Annotated in this window: 13 protein-coding genes; 8 read left to right on the top strand and 5 right to left on the bottom strand. The window is 64.3% G+C overall.

The genetic code is table 11. The features are described 5' to 3' along the window. Positions 1–267: 267 nt before the first annotated feature. The gene (locus FNV92_RS18195) at positions 268–5,175 is read left to right on the top strand and encodes an AAA domain-containing protein (RefSeq protein WP_143846283.1); all 4,908 of its coding nucleotides are present in this window, start codon (positions 268–270) and stop codon (positions 5,173–5,175) included. A gap of 555 nt (positions 5,176–5,730) precedes the next feature. Here the strand turns inward: FNV92_RS18195 and FNV92_RS18190 are convergent. Continuing rightward, positions 5,731–6,726, bottom strand: coding sequence for a helix-turn-helix transcriptional regulator (locus tag FNV92_RS18190; protein ID WP_143845339.1), 996 nt, complete (start codon positions 6,724–6,726; stop codon positions 5,731–5,733). Between the two features lie 81 nt (positions 6,727–6,807). Here FNV92_RS18190 and FNV92_RS18185 point away from each other — a divergent pair, with 81 nt between their 5' ends. The 7 genes from FNV92_RS18185 (at position 6,808) to FNV92_RS18155 (ending at position 19,115) form a co-directional block, all read left to right on the top strand. Then, entirely contained in the window at positions 6,808–7,008 is a 201-nt protein-coding gene (locus FNV92_RS18185) for a hypothetical protein (RefSeq protein ID WP_143845341.1), read from the top strand. Between the two features lie 175 nt (positions 7,009–7,183). Next, positions 7,184–9,739 carry a PD-(D/E)XK nuclease family protein gene (locus tag FNV92_RS18180; protein ID WP_244623832.1) on the top strand — a complete coding sequence of 852 codons (2,556 nt, stop codon included), beginning with the start codon at positions 7,184–7,186 and terminating at the stop codon, positions 9,737–9,739. Then, positions 9,736–13,071 carry a UvrD-helicase domain-containing protein gene (locus FNV92_RS18175; protein ID WP_143845344.1) on the top strand — a complete coding sequence of 1,112 codons (3,336 nt, stop codon included), beginning with the start codon at positions 9,736–9,738 and terminating at the stop codon, positions 13,069–13,071. Before FNV92_RS18180 ends, FNV92_RS18175 begins: the two co-directional genes overlap by 4 nt. Further along, positions 13,061–14,461: a hypothetical protein gene (locus FNV92_RS18170; protein WP_143845346.1), complete on the top strand. Its 1,401-nt coding sequence runs from the start codon at positions 13,061–13,063 to the stop codon at positions 14,459–14,461. The genes FNV92_RS18175 and FNV92_RS18170 overlap by 11 nt, the downstream gene beginning before the upstream one ends. After that, on the top strand, positions 14,462–16,420 hold the full coding sequence (locus tag FNV92_RS18165; protein WP_143845348.1) for a tyrosyl-DNA phosphodiesterase 1: 1,959 nt from the start codon (positions 14,462–14,464) through the stop codon (positions 16,418–16,420). Beyond that, on the top strand, positions 16,420–18,558 hold the full coding sequence (locus tag FNV92_RS18160) for an SNF2-related protein (protein ID WP_143845350.1): 2,139 nt from the start codon (positions 16,420–16,422) through the stop codon (positions 18,556–18,558). The genes FNV92_RS18165 and FNV92_RS18160 overlap by 1 nt, the downstream gene beginning before the upstream one ends. 128 nt (positions 18,559–18,686) lie before the next feature. Next, complete coding sequence (locus FNV92_RS18155) at positions 18,687–19,115, top strand: DoxX family protein (RefSeq protein ID WP_143845352.1); 429 nt, start codon at positions 18,687–18,689, stop codon at positions 19,113–19,115. An 832-nt stretch (positions 19,116–19,947) separates the two neighbouring features. Here FNV92_RS18155 and FNV92_RS18150 read toward each other — a convergent pair. From FNV92_RS18150 to FNV92_RS18135, 4 genes are read right to left on the bottom strand one after another with little or no spacing between them, the layout of a single operon-like run. Further along, complete coding sequence (locus FNV92_RS18150) at positions 19,948–20,427, bottom strand: Mov34/MPN/PAD-1 family protein (RefSeq protein WP_143845354.1); 480 nt, start codon at positions 20,425–20,427, stop codon at positions 19,948–19,950. Next, positions 20,424–22,163 (bottom strand): ThiF family adenylyltransferase, encoded by a 1,740-nt coding sequence (locus tag FNV92_RS18145; RefSeq protein WP_168213655.1) that lies wholly within the window; start codon positions 22,161–22,163, stop codon positions 20,424–20,426. Before FNV92_RS18145 ends, FNV92_RS18150 begins: the two co-directional genes overlap by 4 nt. 40 nt (positions 22,164–22,203) lie before the next feature. Beyond that, positions 22,204–23,259 carry a cyclic GMP-AMP synthase DncV-like nucleotidyltransferase gene (locus FNV92_RS18140; RefSeq protein ID WP_143845358.1) on the bottom strand — a complete coding sequence of 352 codons (1,056 nt, stop codon included), beginning with the start codon at positions 23,257–23,259 and terminating at the stop codon, positions 22,204–22,206. Positions 23,260–23,261: 2 nt separating this feature from the next. Beyond that, complete coding sequence (locus tag FNV92_RS18135) at positions 23,262–24,407, bottom strand: patatin-like phospholipase family protein (protein WP_143845360.1); 1,146 nt, start codon at positions 24,405–24,407, stop codon at positions 23,262–23,264.

Raw genomic sequence — 24,407 nt, 5'->3', positions numbered from 1 at the left:
TGAGGCTTCCGGTCGACGTGATCCGTAGTTCAAGGCTCCGATGCCAACGTGCCACCGTTTAGCTTCCTTTCCGATGGGATTCTGGTTTCCGCCTGAGTGGCGTCCTGGATGCCCGGACCAAAAACGGACCCGGCGAGACGTTGCTGGAAAGGCGGCCGCGTACTGACGGCACCGGGGCGCCTCAGATTCCGCCGACCGAAATTCGAGGTATACCCAGGAGAAATTGTATAGAATGCCCCCGATCGGGGAGGGGTTGGCTTGGATTCGATGAAGGGGGATGCCGCGCGTCCGGGCCGTACCGGCGATTTACCCGCGGAACGTCTCGTGGAATTGCTGGACTACGTCGGCCAGGTCATCAAGCTTGACGAGCGTCCGGCTTGCAAGCTTTCCGAACACCGGCTGGCGAACGGCCAATCCTTCATCTTCCATCAGCATGAACTTCATTCGCTCCCCGGAATCACGCACGATCTGGTCGACGACGACGGAGCGGTCTGGCTGTGCGCCGAACGGCTGAAGCGAAACGATCCGCCGCCGCCCTCCGAGACCCTCGCGCCCTGGCTCGAACTCACCCCGGATCCCGACAGCACTCCGCAGCCACGCGACCACATACTGCTGACCGTCGCTAAGCCCGAATGCGACGAACTCGTCGCTACAGGGCAGGCCCGCGCCGAGGATTGCGCGGAATCACTGGCCCCCGACGCAAAGGGACAATTCGACGTCCGTCTCCGTCTGGAAGATAAACCCGGCATCGCCGCGGAAGCCGAACAATACGTCACCCTATCATGGCTGCCGTGGTCGATCGCCGAGCGACCCCGGCGCCGATCCATGGCGCTCTACCAGAAGCTTTTCGAGGTCGTCCAACTGTCGGAGCTAGGAGGCGCCGAACAGACGTTCGAGCTCGTGTGGGGCATAGGCCTGTCGCGGTGGGTGAAGGACGGCGCGGTCATCGACCTTCCGCTCATCGAACGCCTCGTCGAGATCGAGATCGACGAAAGGGCCGCCGGCACCATCCGGATCCGCCCCCGTCAGGCGCCAGCCACCGTGAATCTTCGGCCCTACGACGAATTGAAGATCGACGGCGTACCCGTGGCGCAGGACGCCGCCCGAAGGGCGATCGCCACCGTGGACGAGGACATGGGGGTCGGGCCGTTCAACCGCGATACCTTCGAGCCCGTGCTGCGGTCCTGCCAGACCAGGCTGGATCCCGAAGGGACCTATTTGCCAGACACCCAGCAGACAGCTCCGGGTGTGGCCCCGCCGGCTCCTTCGCAGCATCTCGTCGTATCGGACCGGTGGGTCTTCTTCGCGCGCCGCCGATCCGACAACTTTTTGCTGCAGGACCTCGCGAACCTCAAGGCCTCCGTCGAAGGGGCTCCGGATGACTTGCCCGGACCATCACGCACGTTGGTGATGGGACCAGCGCGTGCCGCTGGCGCGCGCTGGAAGCCACTATCGGATGCCATGGGCGCAGTCGCCGGCGGCGGCGCGGGGCCGTCGGAAGCCGACCCGACGCCTCTCGGCGATCTGTTCTTCCCCAAACCGTTCAATGACGAGCAGGTCGAGATCGTCCGCCGCCTCGAGGTGAACGACGGAGTAGTGGTGCAGGGCCCCCCGGGTACCGGCAAGACCCACACGATCTCCAACATCATTTGTCATTATCTCGCCCAAGGCCGCCGTGTGCTCGTGGTCTCCCACGGCGAAGCCGCTCTCGCGGTGCTGCGCGATCAGCTTCCGGAGCAGGTCCGCGATCTCGCCATCAGCATCACGACTTCCGAGAAGGAGGGGTACAAGCAGCTCGAAGGCGCCGTTCGTCTGCTCCAGTCCATCGTTGAAAGTCTGCGTCCGAACGAGCAGTTGCGTCTGATTGCCGATCTCGAAGCGTCGATCATCGACATGCGCGGCCGCATCCGCGCCATCGATGCCGAGATCGGAACGCTCGCGGCTCGGCAATTGTCGGCCGTACCAGGTCAGAAGATCCGGCCCGCCGAACTGGCGGCGGCGGTCATCTCGGCTACCTGCAGCCACGACTGGTTCACGGACAGGCCCGCGGAATTCTCCGCGCAGGTCGGGGTGTCCGACGACGATATCGCTCGGATCCGAAGCGCTCGTGTGGCGCTGGGTGCACGGATTGAGCACTTGCAGGGCCGGCTGCCGTCGAGCGCCGACCTGCCCAGCGGACGCGCGCTCGCGCATCTCCACGCGGATATCCTGCGCGCCGACGAGTACCGTGCGCAGGCGAAGAACGATCCGTCCGTCGCGCTCCGCATCAACTCGGCCGAGGCGCTGGACCGGGCGGATCGCGCTGCCGACGGCCTGGACATGCTGCTCGACGCCTGCCGTCATCTCGACGCATATCCGTTCCTGCGCCCCTTGTGCGTGGCGCTTCACTCGGTTCGCGATGCTCCCTTCGACGCGGCACTGAGATCCTTTCTCTCGGAAGCGGCGGGCGTGCTCGCGGAACACAGGAAATTTCTCGAGACTCCTGTAGCCGTGCCGGAGGAGGCCGTCTCCTCGCCGGAGATCTTCGAGGCCATCTCGCGGCTCGCCGCTGGCGAGAGGGTCTTCGGCGTGTTCGCGTTCAAGCAAAAGGCCTTGAAGCCCGCGATCGATGCCATCCGCATCCTGTCGCGCGCACCTGCCAGCGAGGCGGAATGGACGCACGTTCGCGACTACCTGTCTTGGCGCGGCAGATTTCTCGATGCGCAGCTTCGCTGGCGGGGTCTGGCGCCCGAACTCGGGGCGGACGCGGCTGGCTTCGCCAGCCTACGGCAGCTTTCCGAACTCACCGTGGCGCTGAACGACATCATGATAGCCGCGCCGAAAATACACGGCGATTTCAGGACCGCCATGCGGGTCGTGGCGGTCGGCGAGACGCAGCAACTGTGGCCCGACGAACAGCGAATGCGCGCGATGCGCACGTTGCTGCGCAATGCCGCTTCTGCCGTCCGTCTCGCCGCTGCCCGCGAGGAAGTAAACCGTCTGTCGGCCCTGTTCGGTCCGGCCGCAGGCAAGATTGGGGCCCTCGCGAAAGCATTCCTCACGAGCGCGGTCGGAAGGAGCGATCTCGACGAGGCCAGGATCGAGGAGACCTGGTCGCGGCTGCTGGAGGCCATCGACGACCTCGCCCGGCACCAGCCTCATTTCGATGTCCTTCGTTCGGGAGCCGACGACGTGGCGGCCGCCGGCGCGCCGGAGTGGGCCGACCGGATGCGGAGCTTGGCGGTTGTCGACGGTGTCGACGCGCAGACGCCATCCGGCTGGCGGGAAGCTTGGGATTGGGCGGCGGCGCAGCGGTATCTTGCCGATCTGGACCAGCGTGACCACGTAGCCGCGCTGGCTAGGGAGCGGGCGACGCTGGATGCGTCCGTTGCAAAGGGATTCGAGCAGGTGGTTCGCGAGCGGACGTTCTACGCGCTGGCCAATTCGATGACAGGACCCGTCCGCGCGGCGCTGATGATGTTCGCCACCGCGCTTCGCAGGATCGGCAAGGGAACGGGGAAGGGCGCGCTGCGGCACAGGCGCGACGCCCGCAAGGCGATGGCCGCCTGCTACGACGGCATACCCTGTTGGATCATGCCGTCGTGGCGCGTCGCCGAGCAGCTTCCTGGCGAACTCGGTACGTTCGACCTTGTCGTCATGGACGAAGCCTCGCAATCCGACATTAAGGAGGTAACTGCCCTGCTGCGCGGCCGCAAGATCCTCGTCGTCGGGGACGACAAGCAGGTCAGCCCGACGGCCGCCTTCATCGACAATGCGAAGATCGACCGCCTCGAACGCACGTTCCTGACTAATCAGCCGTTCAAGACGCTCCTGCTTCCGGGCGCCTCCCTCTACGATCTCGCGAAGGTGATGTTTCCTGACAAGTTCGTCATGCTGCGCGAGCATTTCCGCTGCGTCGAACCCATCATCCGCTTTTCAACGCAGTTCTATACGGAGGCGCTGGTCCCCCTGCGCATACCGACTGCCCATGAGCGGATTGATCCGCCGCTGGTCGACATCTACGTCCCGGACGGCAGGAGGACCGGCGACAAGATCAACCGCCGTGAGGCGGAGGTCATCGTCGACGAGGTAGTGCGGATCGTCGGAAATCCTTTGCTGTCGAGGGTCGGCGACGGCGAGCGCTGGCGCAGCATCGGTGCCATCTCGCTCATCGGGTCGAAGCAGGCCGGCCTAATCAACCGCATGCTGCTCGAGGCGCTTGGCGAGGAGATGGTGCTGAGGCACCGGATCGCGTGCGGCGATAGCGCGACTTTCCAGGGCAACGAGCGGGACGTCATCTTCCTCTCCATGGTGGCCGACCCGGCGAGCAAGCAGGCCCAAACCGCGCTCCATTTCGAGCAGCGCTTCAACGTCGCGATGTCGCGCGCCCGTGACCGCATGTACCTGGTGCGGTCCGTCCGCGAGGAGGAGCTCAAGCCCGACGATCTCAAGGCAAAGGTGCTGCGCCATTTCCGCGATCCGATGAAGGGCAGCAAGCGTCCGGAAGGCGATCCGTCCTCGCTGTGCGATTCCGATTTCGAGCGCGCCGTCCTCCGCAGGCTGCTGGACCGCGGATACCGCGTCACGCCCCAGGTCGGCGCGATGGGTTACAGAATCGACCTGGTGGTGGAGGGCGCCGGCGACCGGCGCCTCGCGGTCGAATGCGACGGCGACCAGTATCATGGGCCTGAGCGCTGGGCGGACGACATGGCGAGGCAGCGCGTGCTCGAACGCGTCGGGTGGCGGTTCTGGCGTTGCTGGGCATCGAGCTTCACGATCGACCCCGACGGCTGCATGGCGGAGCTTTTCGCCGTGCTCGATGCCAACGGGATACAGCCGACGACGGAAGACGCCCGGCCGGAGAGGTACACCGAGCTTCGCATTGCCGAACCGCGGCCTGTGAGAACTACCGGCGGGACCGACGCACCAGATCCGACGCTGCGCGGCAATGCCGAAAACGGCATCAAGGTCGGCGACAGCATCGTTGTCCGGTTCCTCGACGACAACAAGACGACGAGCTTCGTATTGAGCCGCGACCGCCACGATCCGGTCAATGGCCTTGTGGGGGCGGAAACGCCTTTCGGGAAGCAACTGCTCGGATCCGACGAGGAGGACGAATTAGAGGTCGAGGCCGAGGGGCGCAGCCGGCGGATTCTCATCGTACGGACCGCCCGGGAGCGGGTCAGCTTGCACTGATGGACCACGTACGCTCGCGCTCGCGGTCTTGGTGACCCCGGCTTTGACGTTGGCGCCGTCTCGGCCCCCGGCCGCTGCGCAAAACCGTTTGGACGTGTCGATATCGGCCGACATGGCCTGTTGCCCCGACGAACAGAATAAACGGCTGCAAGCACTGGCCCTTGGTTGCGACGAGCGTTCTGCAGGCGTGCACGCGGGCCCTACCCAGGCCGCCGCCCTCCCGCTGCGGCATGCGCGCGGTACCGGGCGGCTGATTGCGGAAAGGTAGTCGGTCAAGTCTGATCCATCCACCTCCTGACCACCCCCCTCGAATCCGGGCCTGACCGGCGCTTGACGCCGATTCCCTTCGTCCTTCGCGCGCGGATGCCGTCGTAATTTCGATCGCGGCCGCCGGCGCTCATTGGCCCGGTGAAGGCGTCCTCCCACTTTGTGGATGCGGGCGCTGCAGCCGCCGTGGTCTAGGCCCGCCAGGATCGTGCTGGAGCCAGAAAGCGATCCTGAAGTTTATGTCGCAGATCGGCGGGCGGTAGGCGAGCAAGAAGGCCCGATGGATTTTCAGGGAAGCGCGGCGAAATCAGAGCGCCTATAGCGGTGAACCATTTTCCTGAGCGATTTCGGAGCTAAGACCTCCACCTTGTCCCCCCACGTGTAAAGGTGCCAACACATCTCGAGATGACCAGCGGCCCTGAACCGCACGATCAGGGATCCGTCAGGCTGGTCTTCCAAGACCTGAGCTGGATGGAAAACAAAGGACCGTGCGTGGTCGGCGGCCGACCGAGAGAATTTCCAAACAATCTCTTCAATCTCGGTCTCGTTCTGAAACATGCCAAACGCCTTCTGTGCGTGGGCGTCGATGTTGAATTCGCCATCGCGAACGAAAATCTCGCCGGTCAGTTCCGCGCCCATGATGTTCTCAGCGACGTAGTGGCGCAAAGGGCCCTCCGGATCGGACACGGCCTTTGCGACAAGGTACCGCCGCGCGCCAATCAACACGCCGTAAGGCTCCACGACGCGCGCGGTCGCGCGAGTTGCACCTCGCGAAAGATATACGATCTTCAAACGCTGGCTGGCCTTTAGCGCCGTCGAAATAGCCGAAGCGATGTGCGGAGGTAGGCGAGCAGAAGGCCCCGGCCTGGCAGCCAACCCCTGGGCCTCGAGCAACGCTTCATGGTCAGTCTCAATGCGAGAAATCCTGTCACGAGGCACGAGAGCAATGATCTTTTCGCGCAGAGTTTCGAGCTGTGCGGCTTCAACGTCTTGAGCGTTGCGCTTGAGTGTCGCGATCGACAGATCTAGTGCCGCGAGTTCGTCAGACGAGAGCGTCAGCAAATCACGGAGGGCGCCGGTTCGAAGTTTCCAGCGCTTGCGCCCGTGTTCGTCAAACTCGCACTCGGCGTCTGGAAACTGCACCTCCAACGTGTGCAGCAGACGCTGGGCTGTCCGCTTGGATGACCCATATCGCGATTGAATGTCTTCGATCGTCACGCCTTGGCGGCGCGACGCGACGTAAGTCGCCAAATCGATCAGCCTCTGCGCCTTTTCCAAAGCCATTTCGCCGGTCCTCGGGGGTGACACATTGTGTCACCCCCGACCTGTAAGGTCTAGCTGGCTTTTGGACGAGGAGTTAACGAGATGTGCCTGACCAGACGAGCGTTGTTCGAAGGTATCGGCCAAGTGGCCGCAATGTCCGTCGCCGCGGCCGCCGCGCCGGCAATCGTGGAAAAACTTAGCGCGAACGTATCTCAAGACGAATTGACCGCCTCGGCAAAATGCACCGAGACAGACTTCATCGGCGCTGATGGCGGATACCGAACGAGGTTCTCCGAGGCGTAGTGGACCGTGCGCTGGATGGACTATCGCGACTCGACAAAAACGTGCTTCCAAGGACGGCTCGTGAAAGGGCGACAACGTGATCTCAGTCCGTCGAACCATAGTGGTCCATACCAAGCACGCGGGCCATATGTGTCGGGTAGACGCCGCCCGTCGCAACGAAGCCGGCGTGCAGATTATGACCATGGGGCAGCTTGCTGCGAGGCTTGCCGGCGGTCTTCTTCAACCGTTGGATCTGGACGTCCTCACGGAAGCTGTCAGACACACGCTCCTGCACATCGAGATGGGCGAGCTCGAGCCTATCAAGGACCTGCCGGGAATGCCGGCGGCTGTCTGTGCCACGTTCGATAAGGCGTGGCGCGCCGGAATTGATCTGTTGGAGGTCGACCATCCGCGAACCGACGCATTGGCTTCGCTCGAACAAGCGGTTGTCCAATGCTTGCCGGCATCGATGAAGCGGCCGCGCGAACTGGTGCAGATGGCGCTGCGACGGATTGGGCATGCGCCGGACATAATCGGTCCTCTGGAAATCCAAGGCCACAGCGAGATGTCGCCGTGCTGGAGACCGCTCCTGATGATGCTCGCGGACACAATCGAGGTGTCCTGGATCGCCGGTCCAAGGCATGTTCCGCAATGGCTGAGAGGTTCGAAAGTCTCCGTGGTGAGGACGAATCCGGCCGAGCCGCCGACGGAGCTGTTCTCTTGCGCGAACCAGCTGCATGAGGTGACTGAAGCATTTCGCTGGATGAGGGCGCTGCTGGCGCAGGGGGCGCCGGCCTCGGACATCGCGATCACGTCGTCGAGCCTGGGCGACTACGACGACCATGTATTTTCGTTGGCCCGGGACAGCAATCTTCCCATCCACTTCGTCGGCGGCATCAAGGCGCTGACTACAGCCGACGGACAGGCAGCCAGCGCTCTGGCCGAGGTGATGATCAAAGGTCTGTCGCAAGAGCGGGTTCGTCGGCTGCTCGCGTTGCTGCGAGGCGGGCCCGCGCTGCGCGACCTCACAGGAGAATGGACCCGGCTGCTTCCCGCCGATGCACCGCTGACCTCGGTCGAGCGCTGGGAGCGGGTACTGATGCAGGCCGACGCCGCCGCCTGGCCCCAGGGCAAGAATAGGGCTTCCGAGGTGATTGCGGTGATCCGGCTCCTTGACCGTGGCGCCGAGGCGGCGGAGGAGGTCGGCGAGACTCTGTTGAGTGGATTGCAACGGTCGCTATGGCGGCGCGCGCTGCGAGAGGGGCCGGCACAAGCACTCCCAGTTACCTTGGCGCGGTTGCGCATCGATGACGACATCGAGCCCGCGGCCAACGCGATCTGGACGTCGGCGATTGCGCTGGCATCGCGGCCGCGCCCGCACGTCTGGTTGATGGGTTTGAATGCCGGGCGCTGGCCGCGGCGGATTTCGGAGGACAGGCTCATTCCGGATCACGTGCTGCCAATCGAGAAGCTCGATCCGCTTCCGGTGGCCGACGGTGATAAACGGGATTTGCGGACCATCGTGACCATGGCGCGGAGCGTCGCAATTTCGTTCAGCCGGCGCGACGCCGAAGGCCGCATGCTCGGTCGCTCGCCGCTGATCACGGATCTGACGGAGACTTATCTTGATCGCGCCGGCACGCCTAGCCACGCCGCCAGCGAGTCCGATCGGCTTCTGGCCCGTCCGTCGGAATTCCGGAACCTGCCGATCGCCGTCTCTGGGCTTGCGTGCTGGCGGGACTGGCATCGCCACGAGATCACGGAGCACGACGGCCTGATTGCGCCGGCCCATGCCCGGCTAACGAAACTGTTCGAGCGGCCGCTATCGGCGACGTCGCTGAAGATGCTGTTGCGCGACCCGATCCGCTTTGTTTGGCGCTACGGTCTCGGATGGAAGGCACCGGAGGATGTCGACGAACCGTTGAGGCTTGACCCCAATGTCTTCGGGACCCTTGTTCATTCCTTGCTTCGGGGCACCGTTGAGCGCCTCGAGGACGACGGCGGCTTGGCCGACGCTGGCCAGCAACAGATCGAGGCTGCGCTTGCCGCTGCGCGTGACCGGACTATCGCGGACTGGGAGGATGCCCAGCCGGTGCCGCCGGACGTGATCTGGCGCAGCACGACTGCACGTGGCCATGAGCTGGCGGCGGCCGCGCTCGCCTATGACGTGGGAAAGTTTCCGGGTCAGCAAACCTGGTGCGAAATTCCGTTCGGCGAAACCGGTCCGGACGAGAGCGGTCGGGAGCTTCCGTGGAAGACCGACGTCGCCGTCGAGATCCCGGGCACCGGCCTTCTAATCAAGGGGCAGATCGATCGACTTGATCTCGCGGGCGACCGTTCGCGCGCCCGTGTCGTCGACTACAAAACGGGCAAGCTCGCCAAGAAGATGGACGAGGCGATCATCAAGGGTGGCACCGAGTTGCAACGTTGCCTCTATGCGTTCGCCGTCAAGACCTTGCTGGGTAACCACGTGGCTATCGAAGCCTCGCTGCTTTATCCGAACGCCGGCGAGGGCGAACAGGCCGTCTTTCCGCTGACCGATCTCGACGGTGCGCTGACGAAGGTTTCGATGGCGGCAGCCGCGTCGCGCGATGCGTTGCTGTCAGGTGTGGCGCCGCCCGGACAGGATGCGGCGGACGACTACAACGATCATGCATTCGCGTTGCCGGCAAACGCCGGCTATCTGCCGCGGAAGCTACCCTTGGCGCAGGAGAAGCTCGGCCCGGCCGCAGCTGTTTGGGGCGAACCATGAAGGCGATCCCCGACCTGGCTGCCCGCATGACCGCCCTGACCGCCATTGACCGCACCCTGCTGGTCGAGGCTGGTGCCGGTTCCGGCAAGACGTCGGTAATGGCGGGGCGCGTCGCCGTGCTGTTCGCCGGAGGCGTCGAGCCGAAGCACATCGCCGCGATCACCTTCACCGAATTCGCCGCCAGCGAGCTCCGGCTCCGGATCGAGCGGTTCACGACGGCGCTATCGATGGGCGAGGTGCCTCGCGACCTCAGAGACGTCTTTCCGAACGGCGTCCCCGAGGCAGAGAAGGCAAATCTCTATCGGGCTTGCGAGACGTTCGACCAACTGACCTGCAGCACCATTCACGGCTTCGCCCAATCGCTGATCAAGCCCTATCCGGCCGAGGCAGGCATCGATCCGGGCGCGGACATCGTCGATCCCACCGAGGCCGATCTGGCGTTCAAGGAGCGATACGACGCATGGCTGAAGGAACGGCTCTCCGGAGACGAGGGCGACGGTTTGATCGCCCAGCTCATCCTCGGGAGCGAGGCCGCCGGGTTGAAGCTTGTGGAAGACGTCGCCCAGTTTCTGCGGAGGAATCGCGACGCCGAGTGCGCGCAGGTTGCGTGGTTGCCCAAAGCCATGACCGACCTCATGACGGCGGCAAAGCAGCTCGAGGCCGAGCTCGGCGGTTACGGCTATCAGGAGGAGAAGACCTCGGCCGCTTGCCGGGCGTTGCGCGATCTCGCCGATCTGCTTGACGGCCACAAGCTCGCCGACGCGACGCCCAGCAACGCCGCCCTGATCGCGACGCTGAACTTCGAGCGCGACGAGACCTGCTTCATCCAGACTGGCGGCGCGAGAGCGCTTCAGACCAGCGGGAAATGGCAAGACGCCGCCGCCAAGGCGGGCCATTCCAAGGCCGACGGAAAAGCGGCGTTCGACGCGATCCTTCCCCGGTATAAGGCCTGCCACGAGGCCCTGAAGGCCTTGCTCAGTGCCATCGCAGGCGAACTGCTGTCTCGCCTGCGCAAGGAAATGCAGAGTCTTCGCGATGACTGGAGCGACTACAAGCGAGACGCCGCGCTTTTGGATTTCGATGACCTGCTTTACACCGCGCGCAAGCTGCTTAGAGACCATGAGGAGGTGCGGCGGGCGCTGTCGCAGCGCTTCCGCCACATCATGGTCGACGAATTCCAGGACACCGATCCGCTGCAGATCGAGATCCTGTGGCTGATCTGTGGGGACGACTGCAAAGAGGGCGACGCGCTGGCGCGACCGCTGCGCTCCGGCAGCCTGTTCATGGTGGGCGACCCCAAGCAGGCGATCTACCGCTTCCGTGGCGCCGACGTGAACGCCTACATCGCCGCCCGGACGGCGATCAGCAGCGGGTCACGGATCGAGATCACCGCCAACTTCCGCTCTGTCGAACCGATCCTCGCATTCGTCAACAAGCGGTTCGAACCGGCACTGTCGGCTGACGGGCAGCCCGGCTTCTCCGAGTTGTCGCCGATCCATCCTGCGATCGGGACCAGGCCGGGCGTCTGCGCGCTGGATGTGATCGTCGAGGGGGAGAAGCCGAAGGCCGCCGCTCTACGCGACGCCGAAGCGCTGGCGGTGGCCGATCTCTGTAACAGGTTGGTCGGCAACCTGGAGGTCCGTGATCATCACACGGGCGAGATGAGGGCGTGTCGTTTCGGCGACATCGCGCTGCTGGCGCCAGTAGGCACCGAACTTTGGCGGTTTGAGGAGACGCTGGAGGAGTTGGCGATTCCGGTGTCCACCCAGGCCGGCAAGGGCTTCTTCCGCCGCCAGGAAATCCAGGATCTGATCGCAGTCACCCGCAGTCTCGCCGACCCCCGCGACACGCTCGCGTTCGGCGCGCTGCTGCGTGGGCCGCTGGTCGGCCTGACCGAGACTGAACTGCTGGACCTCTCGGAAGCACTGACGGTTGATCCGGAACGGCAGGGCCTGCCGATGCTTACGCTCCGGACCGATCCGGCAAGCGTGAAGCATCCGGTCGCCAAGGACGTGCTGACGAAGCTTTCTTCGCTCCGCCGGCGCGCCCGGAGTACGACGCCGTACGCGCTGCTGGCCGACGCGATTGCGGCTCTTCATGTTCGCGCGCAGATCCGACAGCGCTTCAAGGCCGGTGCCGAGCGGGCGGTCGCTAACGTTGATCTCTTCCTCGACATGGCGCGGGCCTACGACGTCCGCGGATTGCGGGCTTTTGCCGGCGACATGCGGGCCAACTGGGAGGAGGCCGTCCGTCAGGTCGAGGGCCGGCCAGATGCCGAGCAGGAGGCGGTATCTCTGATCACCGTGCATGCCGCCAAGGGGCTAGAATGGCCGATAGTGATCCCGATCAACATGACCGGCACGCCGAAGTCCGAATCCGGCCTGGTGCAGGATCGCTCGAAGAACCTGTTCTCGATCCCGATCCTCGGCAACTGCCCCGCTGACTATGCCGGCATCGAGGCCCGCGCCGAGGAGGAGCAGCGGCGCGAGCGCGTGCGGCTTTGGTACGTGGCCGCGACCCGCGCACGCGACCTGCTGATCCTGCCCAGGCATTCCGCCGCTCTGTCGGACAAGTGCTGGGCGAAGCTCGTCGATCTCGGCGTTGCCGAACTGCCGCCGATCGATCTCGAGGACATCGGCACCGCTAAGGAGCGAACTGCGTCGCCGCAGGAAAACGGACAGAGCCGGGAGATCTTCGCCGCAGAGGCAGCCGCCATTTTCGGCCGCCGCAAGGTCGTGACGTGGCGCCGTCCGAGCCGCAGCGAACTCGATCAAGTCGGCGAGGGGGGAGCCAAGATAGAAAGCGCCGAAATTCCGGAAGCGGTCGAAATTGCTCCGGCCGCCGTCCTCGGCAGCTCTACGCGCGGCACCGTCCTCCACAAGCTGATCGAGGAGGTGCTGACCGGCGAAGCCGAGGACGCGAAATCCGGCCTGGAGGCCCGGGCCGCCGACCTGATCCGGCAGATGGGGCACGAGCCCGCGCTGCACCCAAAGGATGGCATCTGTCCCGCGGAATTGGCCGGCACGGTCCTCCGGACGCTCGCGCTGCCGGACATCGCAGTGCTCCGACCGCGGCTAGTTCCTGAACTGCCGGTGTTCGGAAGCCAGACGCGGGACGGCGAGGAGATATTGCTCTCGGGTCAGGCGGACGCGCTTGCATTCGACGAGGCCGGCGCCATCGAGGTCGTCGTCGATTGGAAGAGCGACGTGGCTCCGGAACAGTCGGGCATCGGCCACTACCGCCAGCAGATCGGCGACTACCGGAAGCAGACCAACGCCCGGCGGGCGCTGCTGGTGTTCATGACAACTGGGCAGGTCATCGATGTCGTTTGAACATCTCGGTGAACCGACCCAAGGGCCACGGCTGCTATTTACGGAGCCTTGGGATCCGATCGTCGTCAGGCGCGGTGACGCGCTCGGTCTTCTTGCTCTCACCAGCGTGTTCGCCGAGATGGTGGCGCCGGGACTGACCAATCGTGTGCGTGACGGACGATGGGTCACCATCCTGTCCTGGTGTCTCGTCCGGTCGCAACAGATCTCCCAGGCGAGCGGAGGCAGGTCCGTCGTCACCCGGGCCGAGCAGAGCGCGCGGTACGCATGGCTGCGGCCGCTCGAACTCATGTGGGCTGCCAGGACCATCGGGCTGGCGGAAGATGACTGGAGGGATCGGCCGCTGCTGGGCCGCCGGCGCATCCAGCCCTGGTACGAAGATTACAGCAATCGGAGGTATTCGGCCGATCGATTCGGAATGTCCGTCGACCAATTCCGGGCCTATCGACAGACCGGCACGTATGGCGGATATCGCGTCGCATTCCGCAAATGGACTGGTATGACCGTCGGCGGCGACGGCTGGACGCCAGGCCCGGCAGCGAACAAGCTGGCCAAGTGGCTGGATGCCAGACTTGGATCGGCCGCTCCGGATTGGCCTCTTAATGCCAGCCACCTCAGCGACGACGGGATTTCGATCAGGAGCGCCAAGCTGGGTCGCGGCGATGAATGCAAGTGGTGGCTGCAGCACTGGAGCAATTTCGACCGCAGCGGCAAGCGGGCGGAGGAAACTCTGCCGCGCCCCCGGGACGAGTTCGAGATCCTGCCGGAGGTGGATCTGCTTCGCCCTATCGTGTTCGAGGACCATGGCGGAAAGAGACGCCGCAGAGTCGCGCTAGAGATCGCCAAGTGCGGCGCCAAAAATCATCTCGGGGTGTGCAGGCACTTGGGGCTTCTGTTCGAGGACGAAGAGCCCGCCATGGCATTGCTGCCGCGGTTTTCCCGCCTGGCCGACGCCGGGATAGCGGCGATGGAGTTGATCGCAAAATCCCTTGGCGGGAAAAGTCAGATTCCTCTCGCGGAGGCGGCCTCTTCGCCCTCGGCGGGACGAGTTTGCCAAGAGCTCGTTGCTGCCGCCCGAGAATGGCCAACAGCCGCCGATCTTACGCTCCGGCACGTCGATACGGCGCACAGGTTTGCGAACGCGATCCGGAGCGCCGATCCCGTCGAGTGCTTCACGGACCTGCTGCAGCATCATGAGATGTACGGTGGAGGATTGCGGTGGTTCGTGCTGCGCAACGGGCGGATCGAGCCGCGGATGCCGCCGCTTGCCAATGCCTCCGGCTACCGCTTTCGGCTCTGGTCTCTTTGCCGGCTGGCGACGCAGTGCGGAGTAATCCGCGAGATGCCCGCAGGTCTTCGCGAAGAGGACGACGACCTGACAGAGGACGTGTAAATGGGGGCTATCGGTTGGGAAGCGCTTCTGAAGACCGACGCTCCGCCGGAATGCACCCTGGTCCGCGCCTTCTTCAGCACCTACGATCGGGCAGATGAGCGTCTGCTTGTCGAGCACGCGCTTCCGCTGTTTCTGAAGCTCGGCCATGAACCGGCGGGGGACGAAGCCGAACGTCAGTATTTCCTGATCGAGCTCGACCGGCGCCTACGGCAGATGCATGATCGCATCGTCGTGGTTTCGTCCAATGCCCGCGAAGAGCCGGTGGAGCAGGACGGAGGCGACAGCGCATACCAATGGATTTGGCGCTCGATCCGCCACCTCACGGTCGGCAGTCGCGGAAGGGCGGTTCAGCACTCAAAGCTATGGCTCCTGCATTGGAGCAGTCCGGACGGACCCGACTACTTGGAAATCGTCGTGTCGTCCGCAAACCTGACGCTTGCGGCGCTGAAGGGGCAGCTCCAGTCCGCGTGGCGGACCCTGATCACGCTGAAGCCTCAACGGTCTGACGCGAGACTGTCGACCTGGGGGATCCTGCCCAGTTTCGTGCGTGAACTGGCCATCTCCGCCGGAGACGGCCAGAATCTTGATCCTTTCCTAGAGCTGCTCGCGCGCGGCGAATGCCCCGAGTCGATCACCTTCGTGGCGAGCGTTCCCGGGGTGCACTCGCGCGCTGTCCTGCGCCGCACGCCCTGGGGCGCTGCGGGGCTGGCGAAGATTGCACCGGCGGGAAACGGCGCGGCCGGCGCCTCCATTACGACGCCCTATGTCGGGTCTTGGGGCGCGGAGACGCTTCGCCGATGGTGCGGCAACTTCGGCGGCACTACCGAACGATTGGAGCTCGTCTGGATCGAGAAAAGTCATCCATGGCAACGTTGCTGGCTGCTGCCGAAGAACACGCTCCGCTCTTTGCTCGAAGCTGGAGCCTCCATCCTGAGGCTGGGCCGCGACCCGGCGGACTCGGACCGGTCGGATGCGTTCCACGTGCGGCACCGTCAGGCCGACGACCGCTGGAGCCACGCCAAGCTTTACCATTTCAGGCGCGGTAACTCGCGCCGCCTCCTGGTTACCTCGGCGAACTTCAGCATGGCGGCGTGGGGTCGCGAAGATGAGCAGGGGGCGCTGACGATCGAAAATTTCGAATTGGGGGTCTCTGTCGAACAGACCGACTGGCCGTTTGAGCACCTCGAACCGTTCGACGACGAGAAGGACATCGCGACAGTCGCGGACCTTGGCACCCGCAGTTCGCCCCTGATCAGTTGGGGCAGCGCGACCTGGAACGGAGAAGTGATCCGAATCGAATGCCGCTGCGGTTCTCCTTCGGAGGTTTCCGGCGAGTTGCGTGCGGGCGGCGAGACGGATCCTGTTGCGCGATGGACGAGCGTCGGTGCCGACGGTCTCTGCCGTGCAGACATGCAGTACAGCGGACCGTGGCTCCCTCCGTTCGTCGTCGAGCTGACCTGCCGGGACGAATGCCTCCGGCTTCCGGTGTTCGATGAACGCGAACTGGAGGACCGGGAAAATACTCTGCTGCCGGAAGTAGACACGGCGCTGCTGCAAGCTCTCGGGGACCAGCTTTTGTTCGAGGAGTACGGCGGCCGCACAGCGGCTGAGGATCCGGCCGAAACCGCTGATGCCATCGATGATCTGGCGTTTCCGGAGGACGGCGATGACGAGACGCCAGATGGCTCCCGTTCCGAAAGTTATGCGGTCCCCGCCTTCGTGCTGGCACGACGGCATCTCGCTGTCGTGGATAGCTGGGCGGACGCCGTGAAGGAGCTGTCGCGAAGGCAGCCGGACGACTTCCGTCGGAAGCATCTGCGGCGGGACGGCGAACTTCTGGTGGAGGCGTTCCGGCGACAGTCCGAGCGCGACCGAACCGCCGGTCCGACCGGCGCGCTGGGGGCCGGTCTCGCCGCCGAGGAACTGGCCATTCGCCTCAAACATTTTCCGGAGTGCTGATGCTGCCGATCGAGCCTCTTAATCTTCGCGCCCAGCAGTGGCAGTTTCTGTCCAACCCGGACGCGTACATCAAAGCCAGCGCCGACGGCGGGAGGGTGCTGGCCGCCGACAGCACGCGGCGTCAGTTTGACACCGCGGCCGACATCCTCGTGCGGCTTAACGGCAGTTTGGGAGAGCGTGCGCGGCGAGGATTGCTGCTGGCGGATGACGTCGGCCTCGGCAAGACAGCCGTTGCGGCCCTGGTCGCGTGGGTGGTTGCTTCGGCGGGCGAGGGTCGTTCCGTTCGGATACTCGCGCCGAACGACGTCATGGTAAGGCGGTGGGAAGCGGAGCTTCTCGATCACGTTCTTCCCATGGGCAGATGCGCTCCGCATCTGGACGTTCGCGAGTCGCGCGTGAAGGCGCGCAAGGTGGAGAGGCTCACGACGGGCTCGATTCAGGTGGTCAAGCACTCCTACGCTTCGTCGGATTTCAATCTTGGATGCGATCTGCTGATCGTCGACGAGGCGCACAGGGCGAAGGGCGATCAGACCTGCTTCAGCAAGGCCCTGAAGCGGCAGCGCAAGCACGCAAAACGCATCCTCATCCTGACCGCCACCCCCTTCAGCATCCGCATCGAAGAACTCCAGCGCATGCTGAGCCTGATCGGTGCCGAGGAGGCCTCTTCGCCTGTGCGCGCCTTCAGTCGTATCCTGGATGACCTGTATTCCGGCAACACGACGCGGAATCCGGAAGTCGTAGCCGAACGTCTGGTGGGGAGAGCGAAGGCGGCGATCGAAGCGATGGCGCCGTTCGTCATTCGGCATGGGGTCGATGATCTGCCGGACGAGCAGCACTCGTTCGGCACGCGCGAAGACTGGTCCATACCCGTTCCGCAAGCCAGCCCTTCGGAGGAGGAGCTGATCCTCCGGATGGATCGGGCGCTCAGAGTAGCTTCACAAGAAGGCGCCGGCCGAGCCAGAAATGATCCTCGCTTCCACGTCGGGTGGCGACATTACGATGCGGAAAGCGAAAGGCTTGAACGCGACAGGATTCAACTTGGCGAACCGGCCAAGTCAATCGTCGGAAACCACCTCTCGGCGATGGGCCGCCTGCGTAGGGAAGTGGGAATCCACTCCAAAGTCGCGGCAGTGACCAGGGAGGTCAAGGAAGTCCTCCAAAGCGGCGAAAAGGTGCTGCTGTTCTGTCACCACCACGCGACCGCACAAGAACTCGCCGCCAGCCTGCATTCGAACCTCCCGGCGATAACGAAGCATCCTGCGCCCGCCCCGAAGATCTGGGAGTCCGCTTGGAATGAGGCGCTAGACCGCGAATCCGAAGACGCCGTGGACCAGGAGTTGCGGCGAACGTTCATAAGGTGGTTGTGCGGCGATCTTGTAAGGACGCAAACTTGGGCCTGGCTGGGCGCCAGCCCGAGCGCTTTGTCTGATCTCGCACATTCCATCACCACCGGGCGAGCGCGAGGCTGCGATAATGCGGAGTACATCGGCGAGGCGGCCATGCGTCTGTATGGTGCGCTGATCCACTCGAGATCCAGCCGCGAGGTCTTGAAGAGGTCGGCCGAGCGGCTCGATCTCCTGCCCGGTGCAAACGGAACGTCGCGCGTTTTGGCGGTATGCGAGCCCAGCGAAAGCAAAAAAGAGGCTCTGATTTTCGTTCACAACCGGCAGCCGGACACGGCAATCTCGGTTTTCAACAGCCCGTTCGGTCCCGACGTGTTGGTGGTGACCGACAAGCTCTCGGAGGGTATCGATCTCCATCGGTATTGCAGACATCTCATTCACTACGAACTGGATCCGAGTCCGATTAGGACGGTACAGCGGAACGGGAGGCTTCGGCGCGTGAATAGCTGGGCCGCCGTAACGGGGAAAGGCATCCGATACGCTTATCCTGCATTCCGCGGAACACGCGACCACCGCGTTGTACAGATCATGAAGAAGCGCATCGACAGCTTCTCGCTGCTCCTTGGGGGCGTTCAGGACTTCGATATCGACCAGGTGATCCATTCCGATGAGCAGTGGCGCAACGAAGTCATTCGGATCGCCAAGAAACGCCTAACCAGCAGCGCGACGATCCTTCGGGCAAAAAGGTCGACTGAGTACGCAAGAACCGCCCCTGTCGGAAGTCTCGCTCCTTAACCGCTGCCGTGCGCAAACTCTGGGCGTGCGTGCCGGATCCCCCGCGGCTGCAAACCGTCTGCGCCGTTGCATATTTTCGCGGGCGGGCCAGACTGAGGGCGCTTCGTAGCATTTCAAGGAGCGCTCCAATGATTGACCAACGTACGGCGCCTTATGCCGCTTTGCTGCTTCGTGTGACGATTGCGGGTCTGTTCATCGCCGCCCTGTACGGCAAATTCGTTCTTAAGCCGATCGGCCTGTGGTGGAACGGCCTTCTCAAGGCGGGCGATCCTGAGTGGGTGCTTACCTACACCCTCAGCGCGGAATTCGCCTCAGCTATCCTGCTGCTCCTCGGCCTCTACACCAGATGGGTCAGCCTCTACACCCTACCGATGATGTTGGGAGCCACTCACTTCTGGATGGTGAGGAAGAGTTTCTGGTTCGTGGATGGCGGGTGGGAAATGCCGTTCGTCTGGGCGATCATGCTGTTGGCCCAAGCGCTCCTTGGGGACGGGGCCTTTGCGCTGAAGACGCTCCGGCTGCCATGGGATAGTCGGCTCCAGAAGGCGACTGCCTGAGCAGACCGATATTGGGGCCGCGAACCTGTCGCCGCGAGCATTTCGCGCTCGCGGCAGGTCTCGCCGAAGGCCGGCAGGATGTCCCCCCGATTCAGGCATCGCAGGTCTCGCCGCCTACCTGGGGGTGAGGGGGCCAAAATTCTCGAGCATGAGGACTGGATCCGGTCCTTCCGGACCTCGCGGCGGCTGGCCGAGATCCATCGGCGCTCTGAGAGGCGGGTCGACGGATCGCCGGGCGACCCCTTTCTCGTCGGAGAAAAAGGGGCTCTCAGCAGCATTTAGGTGCCGCCATGGGTGATTGATCATCTCCAAGTGGCCAGACCGGCTCTAGGGTCACTCCGGATGGCCTCGTCCTGCGGCCTCCCACGGGGCATCGATCTTTCCTTAGCTTCCCATAACTCCCGAGAGGCGAAAAATGGGGTTTCTGGAGTACGCTTGCCGCCTGCCCGATGGAGGAGCGGCGATGCGGTCAGGTCCAGCATTTCACGCCAATTCGGCGGAAGGAGATAGACTGTGCCTGGGGCGCAAAGCAGACGCGGACTCACACTTCGAGTGCCTCTAAAGCTCTGGACTCACAATCCGTGGGTCTGAGACTCGGAATAGGTGAATAGGACTGCCTGATTTCGCTGGATATTTCCGACTGGTTGAGAATTCGGCATGCGGAAACGCGCATTTTTGAGCTCGCTGGCGAGTTTTCTCAGGTATTCTGAGTCTGTGCGGACCTTCAGTCCGTGCGGGCAACGCCGCAAACCGGCGCTTGGTCCCTTCGAAAGGCGGCACTGATCAAGAGCGTAGCTTCTTGATCCGCATCTCGCCGATCTTTTCGACGCGCTCAAGCCCCCGCGTCCGACCTCAATACATATGGAATGCCGTCGCCGCGAAAGACGGAGACGTGAAGCCCTTCGGGCGCCGGTAACTGGCCTACGACGACGAGCACGAAGCCCAGCATGGCGTGGAGCGATTTGCGCACGGTGTCGTCGAGGCTGGAGATGTCGGGATGGGATGGGCTTGGGATCCTTTCGGGATGGGTGTGCCAATCTCCGACGAAATGCAGACCGCGTCCGAAGCGGTCGTCGATCTCGCGCTGCTCGGCACGCCTGTCCGGGATGTACGACGTTCTGGTTCGTCGATCAGTCCGTCTCGGGCCGGTCGCCTCTACGACTTCGATCCTCGAGCCGTGGAAACGACCGAACAGTTGGCCGCCGGCCTCGCGCTGCCAGAAGCGCAGTTGTCTGTTCTTCGAGAAGGTTTCGACGACCGGATCTGTGAACACCAGCGTCTGTCCAGAAAGACTGACTGGGTACGCGATCATTCGGCCGCCTCGACGGCGGTCATAGCCGCGGCGGAGCCATCCGGCCACGGAAGTTGGGTCACGAATCCTCCTTCGTCGCGGAAGCCTACGGTGGATCGCCAACGTGGATCCCAGTCGCCGCCTGCCGCTCTCAACGGTCCGGACCGACCGATCCAGAGACCGTGCGTAGATGCCGTCACCGGGCAATCGAGAGCGCGAAGAACCACCTCGGCAATCATGCCGACAGTGAAGGACAATTCGACGGCCCCGTAGGGCTGGAAGACCGCGCCGCACGCCGGTTCACGCAGCGTCGTGGGTCCGGACCACTCCGTTACCTGCAGATGGGGCTTGCCGCAGGCGTCGAAGCCTTCGCGGAACCTCCGGCCGTTCTTGGCGATCGCGACCGCGTGTCCGGCGGCCGCATGGGCTTCGGTCCAGCCGTAGACCACCGGCCCCTCGAGCTTAGAGCCGACGTGCCAGACGTCGAGGAACGCTTCGGTGGCCCACGAACCGGTCGCCGAGACGACGAGATCGCAATCGGCGAGGGCGTCGGGTTCGTCCATGATGACGGTCTCGATGTCGCGCGCGATCGCATCTACGGAGGCAACGTGAGGGAAGTCGCTCCGGATCTTCCTGGCAAGCCCGATGCATTTGTGCGTTCGGACGTAGGGAGCGCCCAGCGGATGCCGGCCGACGTTCGCCCAGGCGAGTCGTTCCGGATCGAAGAGCACGAAACGGCCAATACCCGACTGGGCGAGCAGAACGGCGATGGCGGCGCCGACCGAGCCGCATCCGATGATCGCGACCTTTGCGCGACGGAAGCGATCGAATCTCGGGTTCACACCTCGTCCGTGAATCCAGGACGCATCGGCCCGATCGACGCTCGCGCGCTTGATCGGGCTACCGCCGAAATAGCGCCCGAGTGCGATCTGGGCCGGCACCATCTTGTTTCTGAAGCCGTCACCGAGGGTCGACCGCCCGTGCCGGGTGGGATGGGGGACCCAAGTCGAGGCGAGGGCGGGCCCGGCGGGCGTGTCGATCCCAAGCAGCAGCGTGGCGCCGCTGGCATCCTGCGTCACCAGTTCGCAGAGCTGCTCGTCGGTAAACCCGCCTTCCGCAGCGAGTCGGCGAACAGCGGCGCCGCTGTTAGGGAAGGCCGCGGGCAGCGGTGGCCGATCGAGCCAGATGAGCGCTCCCGACTGGGTCTTGATGTCGACCGAGCCGAAGCGGTTCTTCAACCACGCTGCGATCGCCTCGTCATCGTCCGCGACGAGCACAAACCGCTTGCCGCGCCAGACCCGCACCAACCTCGACGGGCCGTTCGGCGGCAACAGGCTGTAGATTGGAACGCTCTCGTCGTTCGAAGCCTGGCCCCAATAGGAGAGAAATTCGTCGACGAAGTCGCCGTCCCGTTCGCCGCGCTCGCACTCGCCGATGAGCCGGCAGGCGGACGCAATGCGGTCGGCCACCACGGCGCCGGGCCGCTCGACATCGAATCCCTCGCCATCGAGACAAAGGACGCTGTCCCTCTCGAAATGGGCCCACTTCAGGAACATCGACGGGCCGACGAAGGCCACCCGCGGAAGGGCGAAGGGGAACTGCCTGGGCACGACGACGTCGAGGCGCCGGTCTCCTTCCGGCGTCGGTATCGTCAGCCGCCATCCGGCCGCCGGCTGCCGGCCCGCGTACTTGCCGAGAGCCCGCCGATCGAGTCGCTCGAAGCCGCCCAGCCTCCGTCGGATGCGGTCCTCGACCATGAGGAGTGCATCCTCGAAGGAGGGAGGCCGCGACACGCGATCAGGCATACCGGCCGCCACCATCCTTCCGGACGGCCGCCTCCGGCTCCCGTCCGGAGAACAGACCCGCGAGCGCAGGGGCCGCGACGCTGCTCGAGGCCTTGCTGACCGGCTTGTAGCGGTCGCTGAAGAACTCGGTGGCGTATACCTTGTCCCAGCACTTCAGCGCCTTCTGCCTGTCGCAGTCGCTGTCGAAGAGCGGTGCGAGGTTCGCCAAGGCCTCGTCCAGCTTCTCGCGAAGGAATTTGGCCTTGGGATCCTCGTTGCCCTTGGTGATGGTGCCGCCCGGTGTCACGGGGTGCTGCACCACCAGATTCCACTTCAGACGGTCGCGGATGGCCTTCATGGTGTCGTGCAGCGCCTTGTCCTCGCGATCGGCGTCGCCACGAAAGCACTCGGTGACGAGCTTGGTGATGCCGAAGCCGCTCAGGATCTGGGCCTTCCAGCTCGACCGGCTTCTGGCGTACATCTTTATCTCGCGCACGACGCGCCGAAGCTGGCGCCCGTTTTCGGTGTCCGGACTCTGCGCGTCGTTTTCCTTCTCGAACCACGCGGTCACATCTCGCGCATCCGACCGCTTCCAGTCGGTGCTGGCGAGTTCATAGTAGTGGGACTCCTTGCCGAACACGTCCTTGGTCGTGACCCTGCGGTACACGGGCAGATCGACGTGATATCCCGCCTCATAGTAGACGCGCACGCAGTTGTTGCGCACTTCCGGCGGCGTCTTGAAGCCTCCGTCGTCGACGGCGTCGCGCACCATCTGACGCGCCTGAAGGGCGGTCATCTCGGCGCCGCGCTCACCCACCAGATCCTCCTTGGCGAAATAGACGCCGTCGTCGATATCGTAGTCGTTGTCGGGATGCTGCGTCATCGTCCTCATGGCGTAGCTGCCCTGCGACTTGAACTGGAGCGGCGCCGGCTTCTTGGCCTCGGAAAGGCCCTTCGTCAGGCGCTCACGGTTGGCGTCGCGCCGCTTCCTCATCGCGGTGCGCTCCCCGCCCGGGAGCGTCACCTCGTCGTCGTGGTATGCGAGAACGGCGTCGGAACAATCGTACATGGTCACCTCGATAGGCTGGCGGCCGCGGCATCGATGTCCCTCGATCGCCGAGCGGCCGGCGGCTCTTCAAGGGGAGGAGTGGTTTCGAACAGCGAGCAGATCAGCTCGGCCTCTGGATCGGTGTCGCGATAGGCGCACTTGCTGTTCGTCATGTCGGCGTCGGTCCGCGCCTGGGTGATCAGCGCGTTCATCGCTTCCTCGCGCGTGTCGTCGAGCGAGAGGTAGGGCACCAGCGTCGCCGGCACCTTGTCGTGCGGGAAGCGCACGATGGTGCACTTGCGGTTGACGTGCTTGGTCAGTTTTCGCGCCATGTGGTCGAAGGCAAACTCTTGCGCGTCGACGGACAGGCTCGCGGCGTTGCCGCCGAACTTCCATTCCGGGAGACCGCGGTGCCGGTTGCCTCTCGTTATTTGCTCGCCCTGCGGCACGGGGCACGTTCCGAGCGAGAAGATCTGGATCTCGCGACCGGCCTCGGCCACGTCGAGGGCTTCGATCAGGCCCAGGAGGACCGGATTGTTGGCCCAAAGTCCGCCGTCGGCGAACACGTTGAACGGGTTGCCGTCGCCGCCGTCGGGCTGATCGATGGCGGCCAGCGAGCGATAGAGCGGTGCGGCCGAGGACGCGAGGCAGACGTCGGCAAGGCGGTAGTTGTCGTCGCGATGATTGGTGGCGGCGAAATGGGGCGTCTTGAAAACCCATGCCCGATGCTGGCTCATCTCCACAGCGGAAAACGCCAGCGCGATGCCGCGCCGTTCGTAGACCTCGGCCATGGTCTCCTCACCGATGGTGTCGACGAGCGCGCCGAGCAGCTCGGCCTCGCCGGCCTCGAGAGCCCTTTTCCGGAAAAGCAGGTCCGGAGCCACGCCGACCAGGCTTGAGGGGAGCTTTTTCGAGAAGATCCTCGGACCGTGCCTGCGATAGAGGGCGACAACCTCTGAAAGCGGCCTACCGACGGCGAGGGCGCAGCCGATGATCGCGCCGGTGCTGGTGCCGATGATCAGGTCGAACCCCTTGCCTATATCGAGAGAATCGAGCTTCCTGCGCCGCGCGAACGCCATCGCGACGCGATCGAGGTAAGTCGCCGTGTACGTGCCGCGCATGCCACCGCCGTCCAGGCTCAGGACGCGGAAAGGGTGACCGTCGGTCAT

Source organism: Bradyrhizobium cosmicum, from assembly GCF_007290395.2.
Classification (GTDB): Bacteria; Pseudomonadota; Alphaproteobacteria; order Rhizobiales; family Xanthobacteraceae; genus Bradyrhizobium; species Bradyrhizobium cosmicum.
This window is presented reverse-complemented; position numbering and strand designations above follow the sequence as displayed.